Annotated in this window: 16 protein-coding genes and 2 pseudogenes; 12 read left to right on the top strand and 6 right to left on the bottom strand. The window is 55.0% G+C overall.

Annotation, left to right across the window (positions count from 1 at the left end; genetic code table 11):
* Positions 1 to 151, bottom strand: a pseudogene (locus ACR0EV_RS22500) (IS6-like element ISPmar1 family transposase); the annotation flags it as partial.
* Positions 152 to 995: 844 nt separating this feature from the next.
* Here ACR0EV_RS22500 and ACR0EV_RS22505 point away from each other — a divergent pair.
* The 3 genes from ACR0EV_RS22505 to ACR0EV_RS22515 all read left to right on the top strand — a co-directional run bounded on the left by ACR0EV_RS22505 (position 996) and on the right by ACR0EV_RS22515 (position 6,446).
* The gene (locus tag ACR0EV_RS22505) at positions 996 to 1,892 is read left to right on the top strand and encodes a LysR family transcriptional regulator (RefSeq protein ID WP_480802136.1); all 897 of its coding nucleotides are present in this window, start codon (positions 996 to 998) and stop codon (positions 1,890 to 1,892) included.
* Positions 1,893 to 2,037: 145 nt separating this feature from the next.
* Positions 2,038 to 3,237: an efflux RND transporter periplasmic adaptor subunit gene (locus tag ACR0EV_RS22510; protein ID WP_480802137.1), complete on the top strand. Its 1,200-nt coding sequence runs from the start codon at positions 2,038 to 2,040 to the stop codon at positions 3,235 to 3,237.
* Between the two features lie 29 nt (positions 3,238 to 3,266).
* Positions 3,267 to 6,446, top strand: a complete 3,180-nt coding sequence (locus ACR0EV_RS22515) for an efflux RND transporter permease subunit (RefSeq protein ID WP_480802138.1) — start codon at positions 3,267 to 3,269, stop codon at positions 6,444 to 6,446.
* Between the two features lie 438 nt (positions 6,447 to 6,884).
* Here the strand turns inward: ACR0EV_RS22515 and ACR0EV_RS22520 are convergent, their stop codons facing one another.
* Complete coding sequence (locus ACR0EV_RS22520) at positions 6,885 to 7,109, bottom strand: hypothetical protein (protein ID WP_480802139.1); 225 nt, start codon at positions 7,107 to 7,109, stop codon at positions 6,885 to 6,887.
* A 38-nt stretch (positions 7,110 to 7,147) separates the two neighbouring features.
* Between ACR0EV_RS22520 and ACR0EV_RS22525 the strand changes: the two genes are divergently transcribed.
* Positions 7,148 to 7,285, top strand: a complete 138-nt coding sequence (locus ACR0EV_RS22525; RefSeq protein ID WP_480802140.1) for a hypothetical protein — start codon at positions 7,148 to 7,150, stop codon at positions 7,283 to 7,285.
* Between the two features lie 299 nt (positions 7,286 to 7,584).
* Here ACR0EV_RS22525 and ACR0EV_RS22530 read toward each other — a convergent pair whose 3' ends face one another.
* A complete protein-coding gene (locus ACR0EV_RS22530; protein ID WP_480802141.1) occupies positions 7,585 to 8,481 on the bottom strand; it encodes a LysR family transcriptional regulator in 897 nt (298 codons plus the stop codon).
* A 104-nt stretch (positions 8,482 to 8,585) separates the two neighbouring features.
* Here ACR0EV_RS22530 and ACR0EV_RS22535 point away from each other — a divergent pair, with 104 nt between their 5' ends.
* Genes ACR0EV_RS22535 through ACR0EV_RS22545 form a run of 3 tightly spaced genes read left to right on the top strand, consistent with a single transcriptional unit; the run spans position 8,586 to position 12,855 of the window.
* The gene (locus ACR0EV_RS22535) at positions 8,586 to 9,209 is read left to right on the top strand and encodes an HD domain-containing protein (RefSeq protein WP_480802142.1); all 624 of its coding nucleotides are present in this window, start codon (positions 8,586 to 8,588) and stop codon (positions 9,207 to 9,209) included.
* 23 nt (positions 9,210 to 9,232) lie between these two features.
* Positions 9,233 to 10,390, top strand: a complete 1,158-nt coding sequence (locus ACR0EV_RS22540; protein WP_480802143.1) for an aromatic ring-hydroxylating oxygenase subunit alpha — start codon at positions 9,233 to 9,235, stop codon at positions 10,388 to 10,390.
* Positions 10,387 to 12,855 (top strand): CoA transferase, encoded by a 2,469-nt coding sequence (locus tag ACR0EV_RS22545; RefSeq protein WP_480802144.1) that lies wholly within the window; start codon positions 10,387 to 10,389, stop codon positions 12,853 to 12,855. The genes ACR0EV_RS22540 and ACR0EV_RS22545 overlap by 4 nt, the downstream gene beginning before the upstream one ends.
* A gap of 117 nt (positions 12,856 to 12,972) precedes the next feature.
* Here the strand turns inward: ACR0EV_RS22545 and ACR0EV_RS22550 are convergent, their stop codons facing one another.
* Entirely contained in the window at positions 12,973 to 13,296 is a 324-nt protein-coding gene (locus ACR0EV_RS22550) for a CopG family transcriptional regulator (protein WP_480802145.1), read from the bottom strand.
* A gap of 119 nt (positions 13,297 to 13,415) precedes the next feature.
* Positions 13,416 to 14,318: pseudogene (locus tag ACR0EV_RS22555) on the bottom strand (type IV secretory system conjugative DNA transfer family protein); the annotation flags it as partial.
* 574 nt (positions 14,319 to 14,892) lie between these two features.
* Between ACR0EV_RS22555 and ACR0EV_RS22560 the strand changes: the two are divergent.
* The 3 genes from ACR0EV_RS22560 (at position 14,893) to ACR0EV_RS22570 (ending at position 17,128) form a co-directional block, all read left to right on the top strand.
* Positions 14,893 to 15,216: a hypothetical protein gene (locus ACR0EV_RS22560; protein WP_480802146.1), complete on the top strand. Its 324-nt coding sequence runs from the start codon at positions 14,893 to 14,895 to the stop codon at positions 15,214 to 15,216.
* A 539-nt stretch (positions 15,217 to 15,755) separates the two neighbouring features.
* Entirely contained in the window at positions 15,756 to 16,661 is a 906-nt protein-coding gene (locus ACR0EV_RS22565) for a helix-turn-helix domain-containing protein (protein ID WP_480802147.1), read from the top strand.
* A complete protein-coding gene (locus ACR0EV_RS22570; RefSeq protein ID WP_480802148.1) occupies positions 16,658 to 17,128 on the top strand; it encodes a PAS domain-containing protein in 471 nt (156 codons plus the stop codon). The genes ACR0EV_RS22565 and ACR0EV_RS22570 overlap by 4 nt, the downstream gene beginning before the upstream one ends.
* Positions 17,129 to 17,630: 502 nt before the next feature.
* On the opposite strand, the gene ACR0EV_RS22575 is transcribed toward ACR0EV_RS22570, so the two are convergent.
* The gene (locus tag ACR0EV_RS22575) at positions 17,631 to 18,521 is read right to left on the bottom strand and encodes a LysR family transcriptional regulator (protein WP_480802149.1); all 891 of its coding nucleotides are present in this window, start codon (positions 18,519 to 18,521) and stop codon (positions 17,631 to 17,633) included.
* A 123-nt stretch (positions 18,522 to 18,644) separates the two neighbouring features.
* Between ACR0EV_RS22575 and ACR0EV_RS22580 the strand changes: the two genes are divergently transcribed.
* Both ACR0EV_RS22580 and ACR0EV_RS22585 read left to right on the top strand, forming a co-directional pair.
* Complete coding sequence (locus ACR0EV_RS22580) at positions 18,645 to 19,082, top strand: ester cyclase (protein ID WP_480802150.1); 438 nt, start codon at positions 18,645 to 18,647, stop codon at positions 19,080 to 19,082.
* Between the two features lie 10 nt (positions 19,083 to 19,092).
* A complete protein-coding gene (locus tag ACR0EV_RS22585; protein ID WP_480802151.1) occupies positions 19,093 to 20,085 on the top strand; it encodes an NADPH:quinone reductase in 993 nt (330 codons plus the stop codon).
* Position 20,086: the final 1 nt, after the last annotated feature.

Genomic DNA, 20,086 nt, shown 5'->3' on the forward strand with positions numbered 1-20,086 from the left:
CCCACCTATTCAATGTGGCGTGGTCAACTCGCACACCGCGCTCAGCCATGATCTCTTCCAAATCGCGATAAGAAACCGTGTACCGCAGGTAGAAGTAAACGGCGTATAAAACTGCATCCTTGGGAAAATGGCAGCCTTTCAAGGAAATCATGCTGAAACCTGTTGGAGAACAATGCGCGGACACCAAAAGTCGAAATCTCTATGCTCGTCAATCCAGGCCCAAAGTTTGCGACACATCCTACAGATCTGAACTTGAAGGATTCGCAACCTCTCGCATTGCACCGCTAACTCTGTGCGAGCGATCACAGCAGTTTGAAGTATTTGAACAGATTCCGATACAATAAAGGCCGCGAAGCAGCCTTGCACTATCACTACGTCCTATCAGGACACAGTGTTTGTCCATCGGCATAGCTACTCAGAGTTTCTGGTGGGCCCATATCTGGCTCAGTAAGCAAGCATATAATCATCTTTGAGGGTGATGAAAATGAAACTCAAAAACCAATTCGTTCTAAAAAATTGGCACTGGCGAAGCCAATTTCGTCGTCGCTTTTCGTCAATCCAAGCAGCAAGCACTTCCCATTGAAGCCATTGGCGGACGACCAGCCACATCACCTGAGACGCAATTTCTCAAAGCAGAAAGGAATATCATGTTCATACATTCAGGTTACCTTACAGAAGTCTCCGACTATGAAAACCGCGCGGCGCGGGCTTTGACCCACTTTGTACCTGAGCGCGACAACACCGCGCCCAATGCCGGTTCATGGCTACTAAACAAGACTTTTGTCCGAAAGGTTCTCGGCCTTAGGCTGAAGGGGTTCGCATCGAGCTGGCTTTGCGCGACATGAACGTTTTTTTGTTGTAGGTCTCGCGATCAGAATTTGCCAATTCGCTTGTGCATAAAGCGCAAGTTGCAATTGCGTTCCTCACTGGCATCAACAAACGACTACCCTATCAAGCATTGACAAAGCTCGTTCTTTGCGAGGCAACTATTGAGTATGGACAATCTATCGGACCTTAAGCTGTTTGTGCGGGTTGCTTTAACTGAGAGCTTCGCAGCAGCGGCGCGCGTTGAGGGTATGACGAGCTCTGCCGTCTCAAAAGCAGTGCAGCGTGTTGAATCAGAGGTCGGCGCAAAACTGTTTTCCCGGACAACCCGTTCTGTGGCGCTGACCGTCGAGGGCGAAAGGCTCTTGGAAGGCGCGCGCAAACTGCTGGACGATGCGGAAAGCTTGAAATCCGAATTCACAGACAGCCTGGAGGAACCAAGGGGAAAACTGGTTGTTTCCGCATCCGCCGTGTTTGGGCGGATGTGGCTGACACAACGTGTCTTGTCCTTCATGTGCCGCTATAAACATGTTGAGGTGGAACTCAGGTTTGAGGATCGGATTGTCGATCTCGCGTCAGAAGGAATTGATGTCGCGATACGCATCGGCGAACTGGGTGACAGTGCCAATCTGGTTGCACGAAAGCTGTTCGATGATGTCATACACACTGTCGCGGCACCATCTTATGTAGAGCGCTACGGACATCCCCAGCGAATAGCTGAACTGGACGCCCACAGGGGCATCCACTACCGCGCTCAAAACACAGGGCGGCTCTTTCCCTTCATGTTCGTGTGTGATGGCAACGCTGTACGGCGCACGCTTGATCCGGTCCTTATAGGGAACGACATTGATGCAATCCACCAAGCTGCAGAAGCTGGGCTCGGGATCGCACAGCTCCCGACTTATCTGATTCTGGATTCTTTAGAACAAGGGCGCTTGGTTGAGGTTATGGAAAACGTCCGAATGGACAAGTTCCCCTATTCCATCGTTTATCTCGATCGAAGACTTGTTGCACCGCGCGTCAGAGCTTTTGTGGATTTCCTGGTTTCAAACCCACCAAGTTTCTGAATTAAAATATCTATTTGGCGCCGCCTTCGGATTGCGTCCCGACAGGAAAGAGTGATTGTCCCACCGACGGGCTACAAGGTTGGGCCTGAAGCGAAACATTCTACCCATAACCCCGGGCCTATTGCCCATTGGTGAGGATAGAATGATGCTCAATAAAGGTTCCCTGTTTTCCGGTATCGCGATCGGTGCAGCTGTTGCTGGCAGTCTTTTGTACACGGCAAACAAAGTTGAATTTCCCAGTTTTGTTGGTGCAGCTGAGGCGTCAGCTCCGGCTGCACCACCAGTCGCGCCGACGGTCGAGGTCTTCCTTGCGGAGCAGCGCAATGTCACAGATTGGGATGAATTCACCGGACGCTTCGAAGCGGTGGATGAGGTTCTTGTGCGTGCCCGTGTGTCAGGACACCTTGACGATGTCCACTTTACATCGGGTCAGATTGTCCAGAAAGGTGATCTGCTCTTCTCGATTGACCCGCGCCCCTATCAGGCGCTTCTGGCCGAAGCCGAAGCCCGTCTGACCGAAGCACAGGCGGCGGCTGAGCTCAGCCAGTTTGAACTTGAACGCGCGGAAGCGCTGAGGGAGCAAGGCCATATTAGCCAGTCCGTTCTGGACACACGGAGGCAGAACGCAGCGATTGCCGCGGCAAGTATCGCTTCGGCCCAGGCCGCCATTGATCGTGCCCGTCTGGACCTTGAGTTCACCCAAATTCACGCCCCGGTCACCGGGCGGATTTCCGACGACTATGTGAGTGAAGGCAATTTAGTTTCTGCCGGATCCGGTTCAGCACCCTTGACGACGATTGTCTCGATCGACCCGATCAATTTTGTATTCGACGTCACCGAGCAGCAGTATCTCGAATACATGCGTCTGCACGACGAAACAGGGTTTCGTGGCGTCGCAGGTGATCTGCCAGTCGAGATCAAACTGATCGGTGGGATGAATTTCGAACATCTCGGCAAAATTGACTTTGTCGATAACCGCCTGGATGTCGGCACAGGCACCCTCAGAGGTCACGCAATTCTCGACAATGAGGACGGCCTGCTTGTGCCCGGAATGTTTGGAAGCATGCGTTTGGCCGCTGAGACAAACGCACAAGGCATCGTCATTCCGGAACGGGCAATCAACTCGGATCAGGCAACCAAATTTGTCTGGATCGTTGACGCAGACAACACGATCACCCGTCGCGATGTCACCTTGCACGACCGCCATGACGGCATGCGTGTGGTCGAGGGGTTGGACGCTGGCGAGCAGGTCGTTGTCAGCGGACTGCATCTGGTAGCCTCCGGTGCACCAGTTCAGGTCCGCGATGCACTGAGTTCTGAGGCGACCGAAGTCGCACTGCGGTAAGCGCAGCATTTTTAGGTGAGGAAAATCAAATGAAACTGCCCCATTTCTTTATTGATCGACCGATATTTGCGATCGTGATTTCCGCATTTATCACTATCGTTGGCGCGCTGAGCTATTTCACATTGCCCGTTGCGCAATACCCAGAAGTCGCGCCCCCCACGGTGCAGGTCAGCGCGCAATATCCGGGTGCTTCTGCCGAGACAATCGCACAAACAGTGGCGACACCGCTTGAACAACAGATCAACGGTGTTGAAGGAATGCTGTACCTATCGTCGCAAGCAACAGGGGACGGCAATCTGACAATCACTGTCACCTTTGAGCTGGGTACTGATCTGGATGCGGCTCAGGTTCTGGTTCAGAACCGAGTTGCCATTGCTGAACCCCGTCTGCCGGAAACAGTTCGGCGTCTGGGTGTTGTTACGCAAAAGGCGTCTCCTGATCTGCTGCTGGTGGTCCATATGTTTTCGCCGGATGCATCACGCGATGCGCTTTACATCACCAACGCAGCGCAGCGAGTGCGTGACGAACTGACACGTCTTGGTGGTGTCGGCGACGTGGCCCTTTTTGGCGCGCGGGACTATTCAATGCGTATCTGGTTGAACCCTGAACGTATCGCATCGCTTAATATGACCCCTGGTGAAGTGATCTCGGCTCTGCGCAGCCAGAACGCGCAGGTTGCGTCTGGACTTTTGAACCAACAGCCTACCCCTGAAGCCACCGATTTCGAGATTTCGGTGCAGACGGCAGGTCGTTTGACGGACGTGTCCGAGTTCGAGCGGATCATCGTGAAACGCGGTGACGACGGGCGGATCGTGCGCTTGTCCGACATCGCGCGGGTCGAGTTGGGAGCCGCAAGTTATACGACACGCGCCTATCTCAACAACGATGCTGCCGTGGCAATGGTCGTGAACCAGCGTCCAGGAACCAATGCACTTGAGACGGCTGCAAACGTGCTTGAGACAGTCGAGCGGTTGAGTAAGGACTTTCCGGAAGGTCTATCCTATGACGTGATCTATAACCCCACCGAGTACATTCAGGCTTCGATTGATGCGGTTGTCAAAACCATGATCGAAGCCGTCGTGCTGGTGGTTGCTGTGATCCTGCTGTTCCTGGGCACATGGCGTGCCGCTGTGACACCCATTCTTGCAATCCCTGTATCATTGGTTGGCACATTCGCGGTCATGTCAGCCTTGGGATATTCGATCAACAACTTGTCACTGTTCGGGCTGGTCCTAGCAGTAGGTATCGTTGTTGACGATGCGATCATCGTGGTCGAAGGGATCGAGAAACACATCCGCAACGGCGCGTCGCCGCGCGACGCAGCACGTAAGACGATGACTGAAGTCTCGGGCGCACTGATTGCTACATCTCTAGTTTTGGCAGCTGTGTTTATCCCTACGGCGGCCGTTGCCGGAATCTCGGGCGAGTTCTATCGCCAATTCGCCGTCACCATCACCGCAGCCACGGCAATCTCTTTGCTGGTGTCGTTGACACTTTCGCCGTCACTGGCCGCGATGCTGCTGAAGCCTCATGGCGAACAAAAGTCCGGTCTGCTGATGCGTCCGGTAGTCTTTGCATTATCCAAGTTTGACGCTGGCTTTGATCGCGCGTCAAACGGTTATGCCTGGGCCACCCGCCGGTTGGTTCGTGTGCCAGCCATCATGCTGAGCCTTTTTGCAGGTTTACTGTTGCTGACAGATGCCCAGTTCTCAAAAGTTCCCGGTGGCTTTGTTCCTGAACAGGATCAGGGGTACTACATCACTGTCGTGCAACTGCCTCCCGGTGCATCTTTGGAACGTACAGACAAGGTGGTTCGTCATGCTGTTGATGAATTGCTTGAGATCAAGGGCGTCGAAAACGCCGCCGTCTTCTCGGGCTTCAACGGTGCTACGTTTACAACCGAGTCCAACACCGGCGTGATCTTCTTTGCCACGACACCTTTCGAGGATCGAAAGGCGAAGGGTGTAAAGGCCGAGGACGTTCTGGCCGAAGCCCGCCAGCGCATGGCAAGTATCGACGATGCGGCGATCTTTGTCATCGCGCCCCCGCCAGTGCGCGGTATCGGGACCGGTGGCGGCTTCAAGATGATGCTGCAGGACACGGGCGATGTCGGTCCGGTTGCTCTGGAACAAGCTGCGCGTGCCTTGTCTGCTGAGGCCAACGCAGATCCCGGACTGGTTGCTGTTTTCTCTCTGTATTCCACCGGCACCCCGCGTGTCTGGGCCGAGATTGATCGCGAACGCGCCGAGATGCTGAACGTGCCGGTTGCAAATATCAACGAAGCGCTGGAGGCCTATCTTGGGTCGTCCTATGTGAATGACTTCAACCTGTTCGGCCGCACCTACACCGTGGTTGCGCAGGCGGATGCACAGTTCCGCGAAACCGCCGAAGATGTCGCTCGCTTACGTACCCGGTCCGATGATAGTGCAATGGTACCCCTCGGCGCGGTGGCAAGCTTTGAAGACACCACAGGTCCATTGCGTCAGCCGCGGTACAACCTCTATCCCGCCGCTGCAGTGCAAGGCCAAACCATGCCAGGTGTGTCTTCTGCCGAAGCTCTGGAGCGTATGGAGAAACTGGCCGACCAGATTCTGCCCGCAGGCATCAGCTATGAGTGGACCGAACTAAGCTACCAGGAAAAGAACACCGACGACACTGCGCTGCTTGTGTTTGGCTTTGCCGTGCTCTTTGTGTTCCTCGTTCTGGCAGCACAATACGAAAGCTGGGCATTGCCGGCCGCCGTTATCCTGATCGTACCAATGGTTCTCCTATCAGCGATCACGGGGGTCTGGATAGCAGGTCTGGACAACAACATTCTGGTCCAGATCGGGTTTGTGGTGCTGGTCGCATTGGCCTCAAAGAACGCGATCCTGATTGTCGAGTTCGCGCGTCAGGCCGAAGATCAGGGTCTGGATCGCTGGCAAGCAGCCGTTCAGGCAGCCCAAACCCGGTTGCGTCCGATCGTCATGACGTCACTTGCCTTCATTCTGGGTGTGGTTCCCCTGATGATCGCCACCGGTGCAGGTGCCGAAATGCGTCAAGCGCTTGGTGTATCCGTTTTCTCGGGGATGCTTGGCGTGACCGTGTTCGGTCTGTTGTTCACACCTTTGTTCTACGTGGTTCTGCGCTTGATCGAGGAACGTGTTTTGCCAAAAAAAAGCGCTGAAACCGAAAATGCGAATGACATCACGGAATACCAAAGCGTCTGATCCCTCACCTTCAGTAGCTTTGGTCAGGCCCGCCACACATCGTGGCGGGCCTATTTTTTTGTGTAGCTGTATTCCTTGGAAACGGTTTTGCTGTGTTCTTGAAAACGTTTTGGCCGACAGGCCGGTGCCGAGCTGCAAATCGCAAAGAGTTCGAACTGACGAACATCGGCGAGTGGATCGGCCATCCAGCAATTAGTGTACCGGTTTGTTGTCGGATTTTGCTATCGATGATCACAGGCTTCCATCTTTTCTATCGACCAATACCTATACATCCCTCTGTTTCAATTTGACGATCAGAAGTCAGTACCTTTTTGTCAGCTTGCTTTCCCACGGCGGCGTTGGTCGGCAAATGGAGGCTAGAAACTCAATCATCGCGCGCACTTTTGGGAGGGATGGGCCGATCTGCCGGGTCACCAGCCAAATCGGCTCAGCAAGACCTTAACAGCCTGACAGAACTTCTTCGAGGTCACCTGCGCGCAAGGGTTGATCGACGATGTATCGAGGCAACTGCGTGATCCTCATGCCACTCTTGGCTGCATCGCATAAAGCTTCTGCATTGTTGGCGAGAAAGTCTCCGGTCGGGTTTAGCGAGATCGGTCCCTCCTGCGATTTCAGGAACCAGGGGACGGCTTTGACCTGTTCGGTCGTACGAACGACATGCAATTATGATCGCCAAGCGTCGCGCCCGTATCGCAGAGCCCATGACCGAGCCGGTCGACCCAGAGGCGTCCACACGGATTGAGCATCACCTCGACAACGGCGTCTTCGTCAAGCCAGGCCGCGATATCGGTGCCAAGCGCCGTGCGGAGCATGCGGGAACCGCGCTCGATCGCTGCTGATTTGAGAGTGTGGACGGTCATTCGCGGCCCCGCATCTGGTTACGGGGTCGATCAAGAAGACCGTTAATCAGCTATCGGCAACAGGTTTGTGGGCGTAGTAGCGCAGAAGCGTAGAGAGGCAGGCAGATGTGCTAGTGGGGTTTCATGCTTTGAGGTCAGAAGCCAGCTTCGAGGGACAAACCTTCCGTTGGAGATGTAATGGCGAAAGTCTGGTTTGGTGATCGCGCGGTCATCTGAAACAGTAGGTGTAAGTGGCATGAATGTGTCAATACCTCTAGCTTTCCAGGCTATTGGACCAGCTAAGACCTCCGGATCAAGTTTACCTTGAGCCTTTGAAATGATGGATCGCTGCTTTGGCGCTCGCTGTAGACCAGATAATATCCAAAGCCCGGGCGACCAATCGCAGAACCTATACACTCAAGCTTACCTGATGCAATCAGATCATCTTCGATACCGATCGTGCCTATGCTGATACCTTCTCCCGCACAGACCATGTCAAGCATCGTCGGGTAGCTTTGCACCGTGCGTAACGCTTGCCTGCCAGGATATTCTCCACCAGTCAGCGACAAAAACCGCTCCCAATCCATCCAACCTATGCCGTTCGGATCACCGTGATCCAGCATGAGTCCGGGATCAAGTGATTGTAGCGGATCACAAGGATCGAGTTGGGGATGATCTTTCAGAAACGATGGAGCAGCAATGATCCGGCATTTTTCATCAAATAGATGATCGGCGCGGTTCTCCGAGAAATCACCATTTCCAAATCTTATGGAGAAATCGACACCGGGTTCGTCAAACACCCGATAGTCATCAGACGTGACAAGGTTGATATTCTTGCCGGATGCTTCACGCATTCCGCTGATGCGTGGCATGACCCACAGGTGGGCAACGCCAAAGGACGCGCCGACCACAAGCTCATCTTTGTTTGCTGGCAATATTCCTCGCACCCCCAGCTCCAGTCTGTCGAATGCTGCTGTTGCCAGATCGGAAAGCGTTTGTCCCTCTGGGGTCAATTCCACCTTGCTGCCATTGCGGAGGAACAGCGGCGCGCCGATCCAGTCTTCAACATTGGCGACGTGCCGTGTGACCGCCGGCTGTGCAACTGAAAGCTCCTGCGCGGCGGCGGTGAAATTGCAGTGCCGCGCGGCGGCCTCGAAGGCCAGAAGCGCGTTGAGAGGGGGAAGCTTGCGGCGCATTCGTTCAACTCATCATAATCAAATGTTATTCCAAGATGCAGTTTTTTGGGATCGCGGTAAAGGCCGTTCCCGTGCAGTCTGTCGGGAGCAACCGGAGATGGGCGATGGATAAGGTTAGATTTACGCAAATGAAAGACGGCACACGAGAGGAGTATGAATTCCTGAACCAACGCGCCGTTGACGATGCCAGACACACGGCGGACCGGCTACTAGAGGCGTTGGTTGGTCTGGACAGCGAATTGGCCGGATACCAGATCACCCGGCTTGGACATTCGCTGCAAGCCGCCACTAGGGCGTGGCAGGATGGTGCAGATACCGATTGGGTCGTGGCAGCATTGCTGCACGACATTGGCGATATCTTTGCGCCCTATAACCATGACGAATATGCCGCCACGATCCTGCGGCCTTTTGTGCGCGAGCAATGTGCCTGGGTCGTACAGACCCATGGCGATTTTCAGATGCTCTACTATGGCCAGCACCTGGAGGGCTATGACCAGCACAAGCGCGAACGCCACCGTGGTCACCCCTATTTCGACGACAGTGCCGAATTTTGCGAACGCTGGGATCAGGCCAGTTTCGATCCCGAATATGATGATCTGCCGTTGGACTTCTTTGCCCCGATGGTACGCGAAGTCTTTAGGCGTGAAGCATATGCCCCAGACGTGATCCAGAGCAGTAAACGTGTCCCTTTGGTTCAGCCCGAAATTGCCGAAAAGCGCGCAGCTTGACGATCCATCAGGAGAACAAAAATATGACTCAAGAAAACCTGCGCGCCCTTGCCGCCAACTATTATGCAAGTCAGGAAATTTTTGCCGAGGAACGTGAAAAGCTGTTCTTTAAGTCCTGGCAATATGCCTGCCACGTGAGTGAGCTTGCAGAACCCGGCAGTTATGTCGCTACGGATATTTTGGGGCAAAATGTCGTTGTTCTGAGAAGCCAGGATGGTGAAATTCGCGGATTTTACAACGTATGTCCTCATCGAGGGCACCAACTGGTTGAAGGAAGCGGGCGAAAGAGTGTGATCGTTTGCCCCTATCACCACTGGAGTTTTTCTCTGGACGGCGCGCTCAGGCACATGCGCAAACGCGACACAAGCCACATCCCTGAAAAGAAAGAGGTTTGTTTGAAATCAATTCGGGTTGACCGGCTGTTGGATTTTATCTTCGTCAACCTGGATCCGGATGCAGAGCCCATCGCCGATTACTGGCCCGGGATCGAGGCGCAGGTGCGTGAAAAATGCCCCAATGTGGACAGCTATGTTCTGGGCGAAACGGCCGCGGCCATTCACGAGGTCGATGTTGCCGCCAACTGGAAGATCCAGATCGATAACTACCTGGAATGCCAGCATTGCCGCCATGGGCATCTGTCCTTCACCGACATGTTGGACATCAACAATCAGACTTATCAGCTGACCAAGAACGCCGCCTACAACTTTATCCCTGGCAACGGCAAGGCCGACAACATGGCCTATCCACTGGATCTGGACCATGATGAAACCGATTTACATTTCTGGTTCCTTTTCCCCAATGTGGGCATTTCCCAATTCGCTGGCGTTCCCAACATCACCCTATTCCAATGGAACCCGATTGGTACCGATCGGGGCCTGCGCTGGAGCATCAACTTGGAGCCCGCCGAGGAAACTGACCCAGATATGCGGGAACGTCAGGAAAAACGGGCGATCTGGGGGCGCGATGTACTTCAGCCCGAGGATATTTCTTTCCTGCTGTCCGTTCAGGAGGGCATGTCGCAACGCGCGTTCGATCAGGGCTGGTACATCGTGGATTGGGAAAATATCGAGTTCTCCGAAGCGATGATGCGTCATTTTCATGCAACCTATCTGGCGCATATGGGCCGGGGGGATATGCCCGAGAACACGCCCACGCGACTTGTTGAGCACGCTGCAGAATGAGTGCACCAAGACCGCTCACCGGTGTCAGGGTCCTTGATTTCGGGCAATATCTGGCGGGTCCGTTGGTGGGCATGATGCTGGCAGATATGGGGGCCGAAGTGGTCCGCATCGACCCTCCCGCCGGTCCGCGTTGGGATGATCCTGCCTTTGCCATGCTGTCACGCGGCAAACATGTGATCCGGCTGGATTTGAAAACCGCGGCGGGGCAACAAAAGGCAATCGAGTTGGCCAAGCACGCCGATGTTGTGATCGAGAACTTTCGCCCCGGTGTCATGAATCGGCTCGGCATCAGCCCGTCAGTTCTGAGGGCCGCAAACCCCGCCCTGATTTACCTGTCCATGCCCGGATTTGCCTCAACTGACCCCGAGTTGGCAGGTCTGGCGGCATGGGAAGCGATCATCGCCGCTCGCACTGGCCAGTTCACCGATATGGGGCTAAACCGTCGGCTGATGGGGATTAAGGCATCGTTTTCCCCCCTGCATCTGGCCTCGGCTTATGCGGCCAGCTACGGTGCGATGGCAGTGCTATTTGCTCTCTATTCCAAAGAGAAAACTGGCGGCGATCATATCGAGGTGCCGCTGGCGTCGTCACTGTTTGAAGGGCTGGCCTATAATCATGAACAGATTGAAGATTATCCCGACCGCTACAAATCCCCGCGCGAGTTGGAGCTGGACCGTCGAGCACACACGGGCGAACCCTGCAACCTGACGTTCGCCGAACTGTCGGAGTTTTTGGATCCGTTCTACCGCACCTATACCTGTCAGGACGGGCGAGGGTTTTACGTGGTGGCGGGCAGCATTGCGAGCCATCCGGCACGTGTATTGAAAACACTGGGCCTGGGGCATTTGCTGGACGATCTGCCCGTCTTTGATCCGTATTTGGATACCGAAGATTGGCCCGACGAATGGACACTAAGCAATTACCCGGTCGGGGCACGTGATCGCACACGGATAGCCGAAGCCATGAAGGCCGCCTTTTTGAAGAGGCCCGCGCATGAATGGGATGAACTCTTTGGCGCGGCCAAAGCCCCTGCCACCGCACAGCGCAGCACCGCTGAATGGCTGCATGATCCGCATGCATTAGCATCTGGTTTGATCTTATCCGTTGATGATCCAAGCCATGGAAGGATGCAGCAAATTGGCAATGTTGCGTGGTTGGCTTCAGATACGGGGTCAACGGTCAAACACGCCCCGCGCGATGGTAGCGCCTTGGTCGAGACGATCCTTACCGAAGCTCCTCGTGATGCTCTGACGGGCAATGAAAGCGCTGGTTGGCTGGACGGATTGAAAGTGGTCGATCTAACCAATGTGATTGCCGGCCCTACGATTGGCTCAACACTTGCGCGTTTCGGGGCTGAAATCACCCATGTTCAACCAGTCAAGCCTTCTGTCGATCCATGGAACGCGGTTGTCTTTGGACTTCAGGCGAACCGAGGCAAGGAAAGCATCCTGCTTGACCTGAAATCTGAAGCGGGGCGCGAAGTGCTGAACCGGTTGATCGCCGAAGCCGACGTTGTCACTCTGAATGCCACGGACGAACAGCGGGACGCATTGGGACTATCGGAAAGCGAACTTGCTCAGATCAACCCCCGGGCAATTCTGGTACAGCTTGATGCCTTTGGCGGGCCAATGCGGGGACCAAAATCGGATCATCTTGGCTATGATGATCTGGCGCAGGCGGCAACTGGGATCATGACGCGATTTGGTGGTGGCGCAGAAACCCCCGAAGAGCATGCGCATGCCGGCACCATCGATGTTCTGGCAGGACTAACCTCCTGTGTCGCCTTGGGTGGGGCATTGCTGCAAAAGCAACGTACCGGCAAGGTCGATATTGCCCGATCCTCGCTTTCGGCAGGTGGGAATATGATTCAGGCGCAGTTCATGTATGATTACGCCGGTCGCTCCCCATTTGATGAACCGTCAGGACGCGAAGCGTTGGGATCAGACGCGTTCTACCACTGCTACGAAGCTTCGGATGGCTGGTTTTTCTTCGCAGCACCAACCGAGACGCGCGACAGGCTCGCCGCAACCGAGGAACTGGCTGGGTTGTCCCAATGTCCGGATCTGATCAACCGGCTGGCTCAGCAGTTCAGGACCAAACCCATCGCCTATTGGTCCGCACAACTTAACGCGAGCTCAAGCGCCGTGGTTCCTCTGGCCTCCATGTTGGAGACACGCGACGACGCATTGCAAAGCGATTGCAACGGTCCGGCTGATATCAAAAGAGCCACCTATAGGGCTGTTCGCCACTCCACCCACCCCATGGGGCTGTGGTGCGACCTGGCTGCGCCAAATGCTATCCGCCCAGAACACGCGCAGATCACCATCCCAGGACCCGCACCGCAATATGGCAGCAACACCCGGGCCGTGCTGATACGGCTAGAAATGTCTGAACAGCAAATCGACGAGATGCTCGCAGAGCATTCCGCCGGAGAAAGTTGGTCAGTGAGTTACTTGCCGAAATAGCCGCTGTGTCGCGTCCGATAATCGACCGCTGATGGAGCGGCAATACTCTTTCCACTTGACGATCGACGGTAGCCATTCGCGCCTATTGCAGCATTCGTCAGATTGGGCTCGCAGCGGTCATTCGAAGGATGTTTTCTTCACATCTTGCGAGACTTCCTTGATCAGCGTTTTGCCTTTCGCAAGTCGTCTTCCAAGCGCTTCGACGAACCCATCATAGCGTTCTTTGCCTGATGCTTGGGCGGCACCGCGCATTTCTTCGGGCAATGGCGGCGTGGTAGTCAGCCAGAACTTCACAAACAGCGCCATCGCTTCGTTGCCAATGGACTGGTCCCGTTCCAGCCTTTCGACGGCCCGAGTCAACCGATCCAGGCGGCGGACGATAGCCGCTTCGCGCTGATCCGCACCGTCAGGTGACAGGAACGCCGCAAGCGCCGCTTCCACAATTTATGATTTCGAGACCTTGCGCCGGGCGGCCAATGCCTCCAACTCACTTGATAGAACAGGATCGAAATACACGTTCAAGCGCTCTTTTTTCACTTGGTCTTGCTCACGGCCATCTCCTAGAGCTCGATCCCGTCATCGGGATCGAGCGAGGCTTGCCGCGCGACCGTGCCAAACCGGTCGCGCATGGCTTTGGCCCGCTCCGCATCGTCCTCCAGTTCATCATCGAGATTGGCAAACTCGCTACGCGCAGGTGCCGGTTCTGGGGCAATGTCTTCATGTTCTGGCAGGTCGGGTTCGCGACGAACACCGCCCTCTGTATCGTCCGTTGATAATTTCCGTTTCTTTGGTAGCGGCGCAACAATCGGCTCACGACCGCTCCAGTCATCCGCCGTGCTGCCAACTGACTCATCGTGCGCAACGCGATCCGGCGGCGCTACGGTCCGCGCTTTGAACTGCGGATCGGTGTAGTAACGCGCCTTTTCGGCGCGCACAGGGGGCGCACCGGAAACAAGAACGATTTCATCCGTCGGCGGAAGCTGCATCATCTCGCCAGGCGTGAGCAGCGGCCGCGCCGTCTCCTGCCGCGAGACCATCAAATGCCCGAGCCAGGGCGACAGCCGGTGTCCCGCATAGTTCTTCATCGCCCGCATCTCGGTTGCGGTGCCGAGGGCGTCTGACACCCGCTTGGCGGTTCGCTCAACATTGGTCGCGAAGGCAACGCGCACATGGCAATTGTCGAGGATAGCGTTGTTCTGTCCATAGGCTTTCTCAATCTGGTTGAGCGACTGGGCAATCAGGAAGGCCTTGATCCCATAGCCCGCCATGAAGGCGAGCTGGCTCTCGAAGAAGTTTAGACGGCCAAGCGCCGGAAACTCGTCCAGCATGAGGAGCATGCGATGCGTGCGTTCAGTGTGCAGGTCTTCCGTCAACCGACGACCAATCTGATTGAGTACGAGCCGGATCAGTGGCTTCGTCCGCGAGATGTCGGAGGGCGGCACGACGAGGTAATTGGATCCGGGCTAATCACGGCAGCTTCCCTTGCAACTGAGATGTCCGGGGAGTTGCGCCTCACCAAAAGTTCTCCCTCTGGGACAAGCTTTTGCCTTTCCTTGCCGAAAACAGCCTCGCAGCCTCCTGATTGCCTGATTGGGTGCTGTGATTTCGCACCGACCCATCCCACCGATAATGCAGAACTGCTCTCTCTAATTGCTCAGCTCTGAAAGCCTCTCTGCGACCTTCCATGGTTTCGGAACATACCCCCGTTCCGTTCAGTACCCGCCGCTTCCATGGACGGTCTTGAGGCGGGCGGTGTGACCGTCCGCCTCATTTTTTTCGAACAAATCTTGTCGCTCAGGTTCGCCAGATCATTTGAAATCCATTCGGATCGGTGCGCTGCTGCGCCAGTCTGAGAACGAAAAAGACTGCAAGAAACTCTCGGATTCTCTGAAGAAATCCACATGATCTCCGTCATCAGAATGGGTCGCGACATAACCCACGACGTCAAGGATCTGATGTCGGTCATGCTGAACGAAACACAACAGTTGGAGACTCATGAGGACGTATGTGTGGCCCATTTGATTGCGCGAGTTCTCAATGTCACTAAACCGACTACCGGTAATTGCAGATCTGAGCTGGAATATCCTTTCGGCGATCGACGCTGTCGTTGTGCCGACCCGCGCTGATGAACATACGCCGTTCGAGATCCGGCTTCGCATTCCTGATAACCTGAACTTTAGCCGCAGCGGCACGCGGATCTCCCGCATCCTCTACAACCTGATTGCCAATGCTGCTGCGGTGATTTCAGAACGAGGTAACGCCAGTATTAAAACCCCGTCGCGCAGCGGGATGAAGGCTTGCTTGTCGATGTTGGAGACAACGGCCCAAGCCTGCAGTCGCCCGTACGGGCATGGTATTTAGCGCAGGCAGACATCGAAACTGGCATTGACAGGCGCCCCGGAACGGGTTTGCGGAATGTCTTCCAATTTCTTCATGCAGTGGGCGGTGACCTGAATTTTTTTTGAAATCGGGTAGATGGAAATCGGATCAGTTTCTTGGTACCGACCGCGAAGGCTCCCAAAGATGATACGAATGATGACCAAGCGACTCGGAGTTCTCTCTTCCGTTCCCAAGAGTCTGAAGGCATTTGAGAGATGATCCGCAAGAATTCGAAAGACCAGCCTTCATTGAACGGCAATCATTCAAGTTCACGCTAAAATTGTCAAAACAAAAGTCCGACGGCCCAATGTTCGGCAATAAAGTTGAAATGTGCTAAGTGAATACACGATGGTTAGGAAGAGTAGCTTGCAAAGAGGATCTGCGTTGCGCTTGCCAGAACGCACAAGCATTCATGGCAGCGTTGCAACACGCCTTGGTCTTGAATCTCGGCCCCGCATGAACCTGACCCTCTCAGATCACTTCGGCAAACGACCCGGCACGTACTGGAAAGAGGTGCGTTCATGAACACGCAGGCTATAACACGCCAGGAGATGGTCGATGCAATGCAGGCGCAATTCAACGCCAGAATCCAAGAACCCCTCGGACGCAATTGGTGCCGAATAAACACGATCACGGCCCAACAAGGCGACGTCGCCACCCCCGTCACAACCTTCGACTTTCACCTCCTGGAACTCTACACAAACGGGAAGCTGGACGGTCACACCAAAGGCGAGATGGAGAGGGGCGACCACTCGAACGGAGCGTTGTTGCCCAATATGTTGTGCTACATTCAACCCGACCGAGCATTTTCGCAATCGTACGAAGGCTTCGCGAGCCTCCAGCAGATCTATATAGACGACGCGATTTTCCGCGAAGTAGCAATCGGCGTTGGCCCCGGCGATCCCGACAATCTTAAACCGCTCGGCTTCCAGGGCGCATTCGAGCCAAAGCTGAAGCGCCTTGCGGAAATGATACTTGACGAAGCTCGCGCAGGCGCTCCGGGCGGTGAACTTTATGCAGACTTGCTCGCCCAACAGATCGCGCTCCTCATTCTGCGCCGCCGGCTCGACGGCTCTGAGAAAAGGCCAGAAGTTCGACCGCTCTCTGACGCCGAGATCGCTCGGGTCACCGAATTCATGGAGGCCAATCTGGAAGAGGTTGGCGGTATGAACGCATTGGCATCCGTGATCGGGATGGACGTGTTCAGCTTCACCCGTGCCTTCAAGGCCAAGACTGGGGAGGCACCCCACCAGTACCTGATCGGGCGAAGGTTGACGCGGGTGAAGGACATGCTTCGCCACACTACTGATTCGATTGCCGAGATCGCATACGCCGCAGGTTTTTCCAGCCAGTCGCACATGACCGCGACGTTCTCCAATCGTTTCGGCAAACCACCCGGCGCGTATCGGAAGGCGATAAAGTCATGAGCACTACACAACACGCAGGGCCTGCCTTGTCACTTGTGGAATCGCTGGTAACTGGACTTTCGGGAAGCAACGCGATTTGTGCCTTTTTAGATCAACTGGATTTGCCGGCCATGATTCTGACCAAGCGACCAGGTGCTGACATTGCTCGGTTTCGATACGTCAATAGCGCGACTGAACGACTTTGCGGTTTTAATAGAGCCGAGCTCGTCGGTCAGTCGCCTAAGATTCTGCAGGGCGAGGATACCGATCAAGACGCCGCGCGAATCTTCAGCGAAGAACTGGAACGTGATGGTCGGAGTTTCGCGACTCTGATAAATTACCGAAAGAATGGGATGCCATATGATGTCTTTTTGCTAGGCGCGCGGCTTGGCGTAGAAACGTGCATCGATGATGGCACTGAGTTTTTTGCTTCCTTCGCCTTCCACCTATGCGATGTCGATACTGTGCTTTCGCGGCCCCCTCTCTAAGTTTCATTGACAAGCGCAATCAGATCACTTGAGTGGACGCCTGCGCAACTAGATAAGATGTAGCTGTGATGGTGCTATCGTAGCACCTTAAAACTGTTCCATTATTTGAGTGTTGGAGGAGGGCTTGGAGATGTCTTGGAAACGGTGTTTGGATATCGCCGTGAGCGACCTTTCGCCCAGTACTGAACGAGGGGGCTAGACACTTCGGAGCAGTGGTTTAGAAAATCTAGTGTTTTCAGGTGTCTATCGTGCTATGGCGCACCCTATCGCGCAATTCGGAAAGTCATTTGATCAGTTCCGAAGGTGGAGGCCAGAGGATTTAATCTTCTCCCGCGCGCCATTTTTATAAATAAATCAATGGCTTGCGACCGCAGACATTCTCCGGACATGTGCTTGCGCGCTGCTTACGCGAATTCATTGTTGCAGCTTTCTGAGAAAGAAAGCGTGAGAGTCGAATCCTGATGGGCATTCCAGACCGCTGATCCGCAAACATGCTTTCATTTTACCCGCCAACGCATCGTTTGAGCCAATCCAAGCTACATTGCACGCGCTTTGTTCGCAGGCGACGCTCAGGGGTCAGCGCATGAACATCGACCCCAGCTCCAGTCCAGCCTGGTAGCATTGAGACAAGTTCTTTTCGGTCTCGATACTGTTCGACTTGAAAGGACAGAGCGCAGATCAATTCGAGGCCGGTGCAACCAGCTGCGATGTAAGCGTCCAAATCGTCGAATGTGGCTGAACCTTCTGGTCGTCGCTCTACGACCCTATCACCTTTCTTGAAAACCCATGGATAGCCGTATGTCGCTCCGGGGAATCTATAGGCTAAGCGCAGCTTTTCCGGGATTTCATCTGGGTCATTGACGTGACCGTGAGCCTCGATCCAATCCGGCGTCGCGCAGAGGATTTGATGGAACGTTCCCAACTTCAATGCTGTCATGGCCGTGTTTTGCAGCGGCCCGATGCGGACAGAGATATCGATGTTCTGTTCCACTAGGTCGACGGCTTGATCCGCAAGCGCAAAGTCCAAGGCGATCTCTGGGTAGCACTCCACGAACTCCGGAAGCTTCGGAACCAGCAAAGCTTCTGCCAAGTGTGTTGGTGCTGCGATACGAACTTTGCCGCGAATGCTTCGGCTTTCTTCTACAATCGTGCTTTCAGCCTCTTTCAAGTCATCCAGCGCGGGAAGCACACTGTCATAGTAGGCTTGTCCCGCCTCTGTGACCGACACCTTGCGGGTTGTGCGCTCCAGTAGCCGCAGGCCCAGTGCTTCCTCCAAGCGGCGGACGGAGGCCGACACACTGGCTGTCGGAAGCCCCATGTCGCGTGCCGTTGCCGCGAAAGAGGACAACTCGACAACTCGGCAGAAGGTCTGGCGATCAAGAAGGTCACCCATGTCGGGCACTATCCTTATTATGCAAAAAACTGCACGATCAATCTAACTATATGCATATTAAATATCAAGAATGGACAAACTATACCTATTCCTACCGACACACATGTACGGAAAGGAAATCCAATGTCTGATCAACAAACATCCAACAAAGCGACGGTGACGCGTCTGCTTGAGCATGTCTTCAACAACCGCAACCTCGACGCCCTTCCAGAGGTGCTGAGTGACGATTTCGTCCTCAACCCTCTGGCGGCCTTCCCGCCGGAAAAGGCTCATGGCCCAGATGGGATGCGCGGGCTCTACGAAGGGTTCTTCGCAGGCATCTCCGACGTGAAAGCAGAAACGCTGGATATGGTCGCTGAAGGCGACACGGTGATGGTCTATGACCGTTTCGGCGGAACCCATGATGGACAGCTCGGCCCCTTCGCCGCAACGGGGAAGCCGCTGCACTGGAACGTCATGCATCTCTATCGCCTGCGCAACGGCAAGATCGTCGAAGACAACGTGCTCGTAGACGTCCACGGCCTGCTGACCCAAGTAGGTGCGATCCCGACAGACGAATAGGAGAAAGCTAATGAAGGCGTTCAGTTATAGTCAAACCGGAGAAGCCAGCGCAGTACTGCAGCTCGTGGACCGGCCCATACCGTCACCCAGACCGGGAGAGGTGCGCATTCAGGTGCGCGCCTCCGGGATCAACCCTTCGGATACCAAACGGCGCTCGGGAGAGTTTCCGCAGCCCTTCGAAATCGAAGAAGTTATTCCGCATTCGGATGGTGCCGGGATTGTAGATGCCGTCGGTGATCAGGTCGCGGCTTACAAACCTGGCGATCGCGTGTGGTTCCACAACGCACAATGGTTGACGCCCACAGGCGCGGCAGCGGACTTCGTGGTCCTCCCGGAAACGAACCTTGCGGCACTCGACGATACTCTTTCCTTTGCGGATGGCGCGACCTTCGGCGTTCCGGCGTTGACGGCCTGGCGTGCAATCGACCTCGCAGGCGATCTCACTGGTAAGACCGTTCTTGTCACAGGCGGCGCTGGTGCTGTGGGCAATTATGCGATCCAAATTGCCAAGGCGAAAGGCGCGCGCGTGTTTGCAACCGTCAGTTCCGACGCCAAAGCGGAAATTGCAACCGCGGCTGGGGCAGACGCGACGATCAACTACAAACAAGACGATGTTCAGGCGCGGATAGCCGACCTCACAGATGGAAAAGGCGTCGATCACTATGTCGAGGTTAACTTCGTCAGGAACGTTGGCGATGTCGCCGACATCCTTTCGGTCGATGGCAGCGTGGTGGTCTACGGGTCTGATGTGCCAGAGGTCACCATACCGAACGTGTTTGCACTTTTTGGTCGGCGCGCAAGTCTCCATTTCTTCATCGTCTATGACCTCGACGACGCGACGCTTGCCATGGGCAAGGCGGACCTTGCGAACCTCCTGAAAGATGGACAGGTCAAGCCAAACGTCGATCAGACTTTTCCGTTCGCCGATATCGCGAAGGCCCATGAGGCTGTCGAATCCGGTGCAAACGGCAATGTCGTGCTGATCAACGAAGAGGGGAACTGAC

It is taken from the genome of Ruegeria sp. CF8 (genome assembly GCF_056537285.1).

Excerpts from the sequence above, each read along its gene's own strand:
- ACR0EV_RS22565 (WP_480802147.1), top strand. The coding sequence starts at position 15,756 with ATGAACACGCAGGCTATAACACGCCAGGAGATGGTCGATGCAATGCAG.
- ACR0EV_RS22545 (WP_480802144.1), top strand. The coding sequence starts at position 10,387 with ATGAGTGCACCAAGACCGCTCACCGGTGTCAGGGTCCTTGATTTCGGG.
- ACR0EV_RS22580 (WP_480802150.1), top strand. The coding sequence starts at position 18,645 with ATGTCTGATCAACAAACATCCAACAAAGCGACGGTGACGCGTCTGCTT.
- ACR0EV_RS22560 (WP_480802146.1), top strand. The coding sequence starts at position 14,893 with ATGTCACTAAACCGACTACCGGTAATTGCAGATCTGAGCTGGAATATC.
- ACR0EV_RS22505 (WP_480802136.1), top strand. The coding sequence starts at position 996 with ATGGACAATCTATCGGACCTTAAGCTGTTTGTGCGGGTTGCTTTAACT.
- ACR0EV_RS22515 (WP_480802138.1), top strand. The coding sequence starts at position 3,267 with ATGAAACTGCCCCATTTCTTTATTGATCGACCGATATTTGCGATCGTG.
- ACR0EV_RS22575 (WP_480802149.1), bottom strand. The coding sequence starts at position 18,521 with ATGGGTGACCTTCTTGATCGCCAGACCTTCTGCCGAGTTGTCGAGTTG.
- ACR0EV_RS22570 (WP_480802148.1), top strand. The coding sequence starts at position 16,658 with ATGAGCACTACACAACACGCAGGGCCTGCCTTGTCACTTGTGGAATCG.
- ACR0EV_RS22530 (WP_480802141.1), bottom strand. The coding sequence starts at position 8,481 with ATGCGCCGCAAGCTTCCCCCTCTCAACGCGCTTCTGGCCTTCGAGGCC.
- ACR0EV_RS22525 (WP_480802140.1), top strand. The coding sequence starts at position 7,148 with ATGACCGAGCCGGTCGACCCAGAGGCGTCCACACGGATTGAGCATCAC.
- ACR0EV_RS22540 (WP_480802143.1), top strand. The coding sequence starts at position 9,233 with ATGACTCAAGAAAACCTGCGCGCCCTTGCCGCCAACTATTATGCAAGT.
- ACR0EV_RS22585 (WP_480802151.1), top strand. The coding sequence starts at position 19,093 with ATGAAGGCGTTCAGTTATAGTCAAACCGGAGAAGCCAGCGCAGTACTG.
- ACR0EV_RS22510 (WP_480802137.1), top strand. The coding sequence starts at position 2,038 with ATGCTCAATAAAGGTTCCCTGTTTTCCGGTATCGCGATCGGTGCAGCT.
- ACR0EV_RS22535 (WP_480802142.1), top strand. The coding sequence starts at position 8,586 with ATGGATAAGGTTAGATTTACGCAAATGAAAGACGGCACACGAGAGGAG.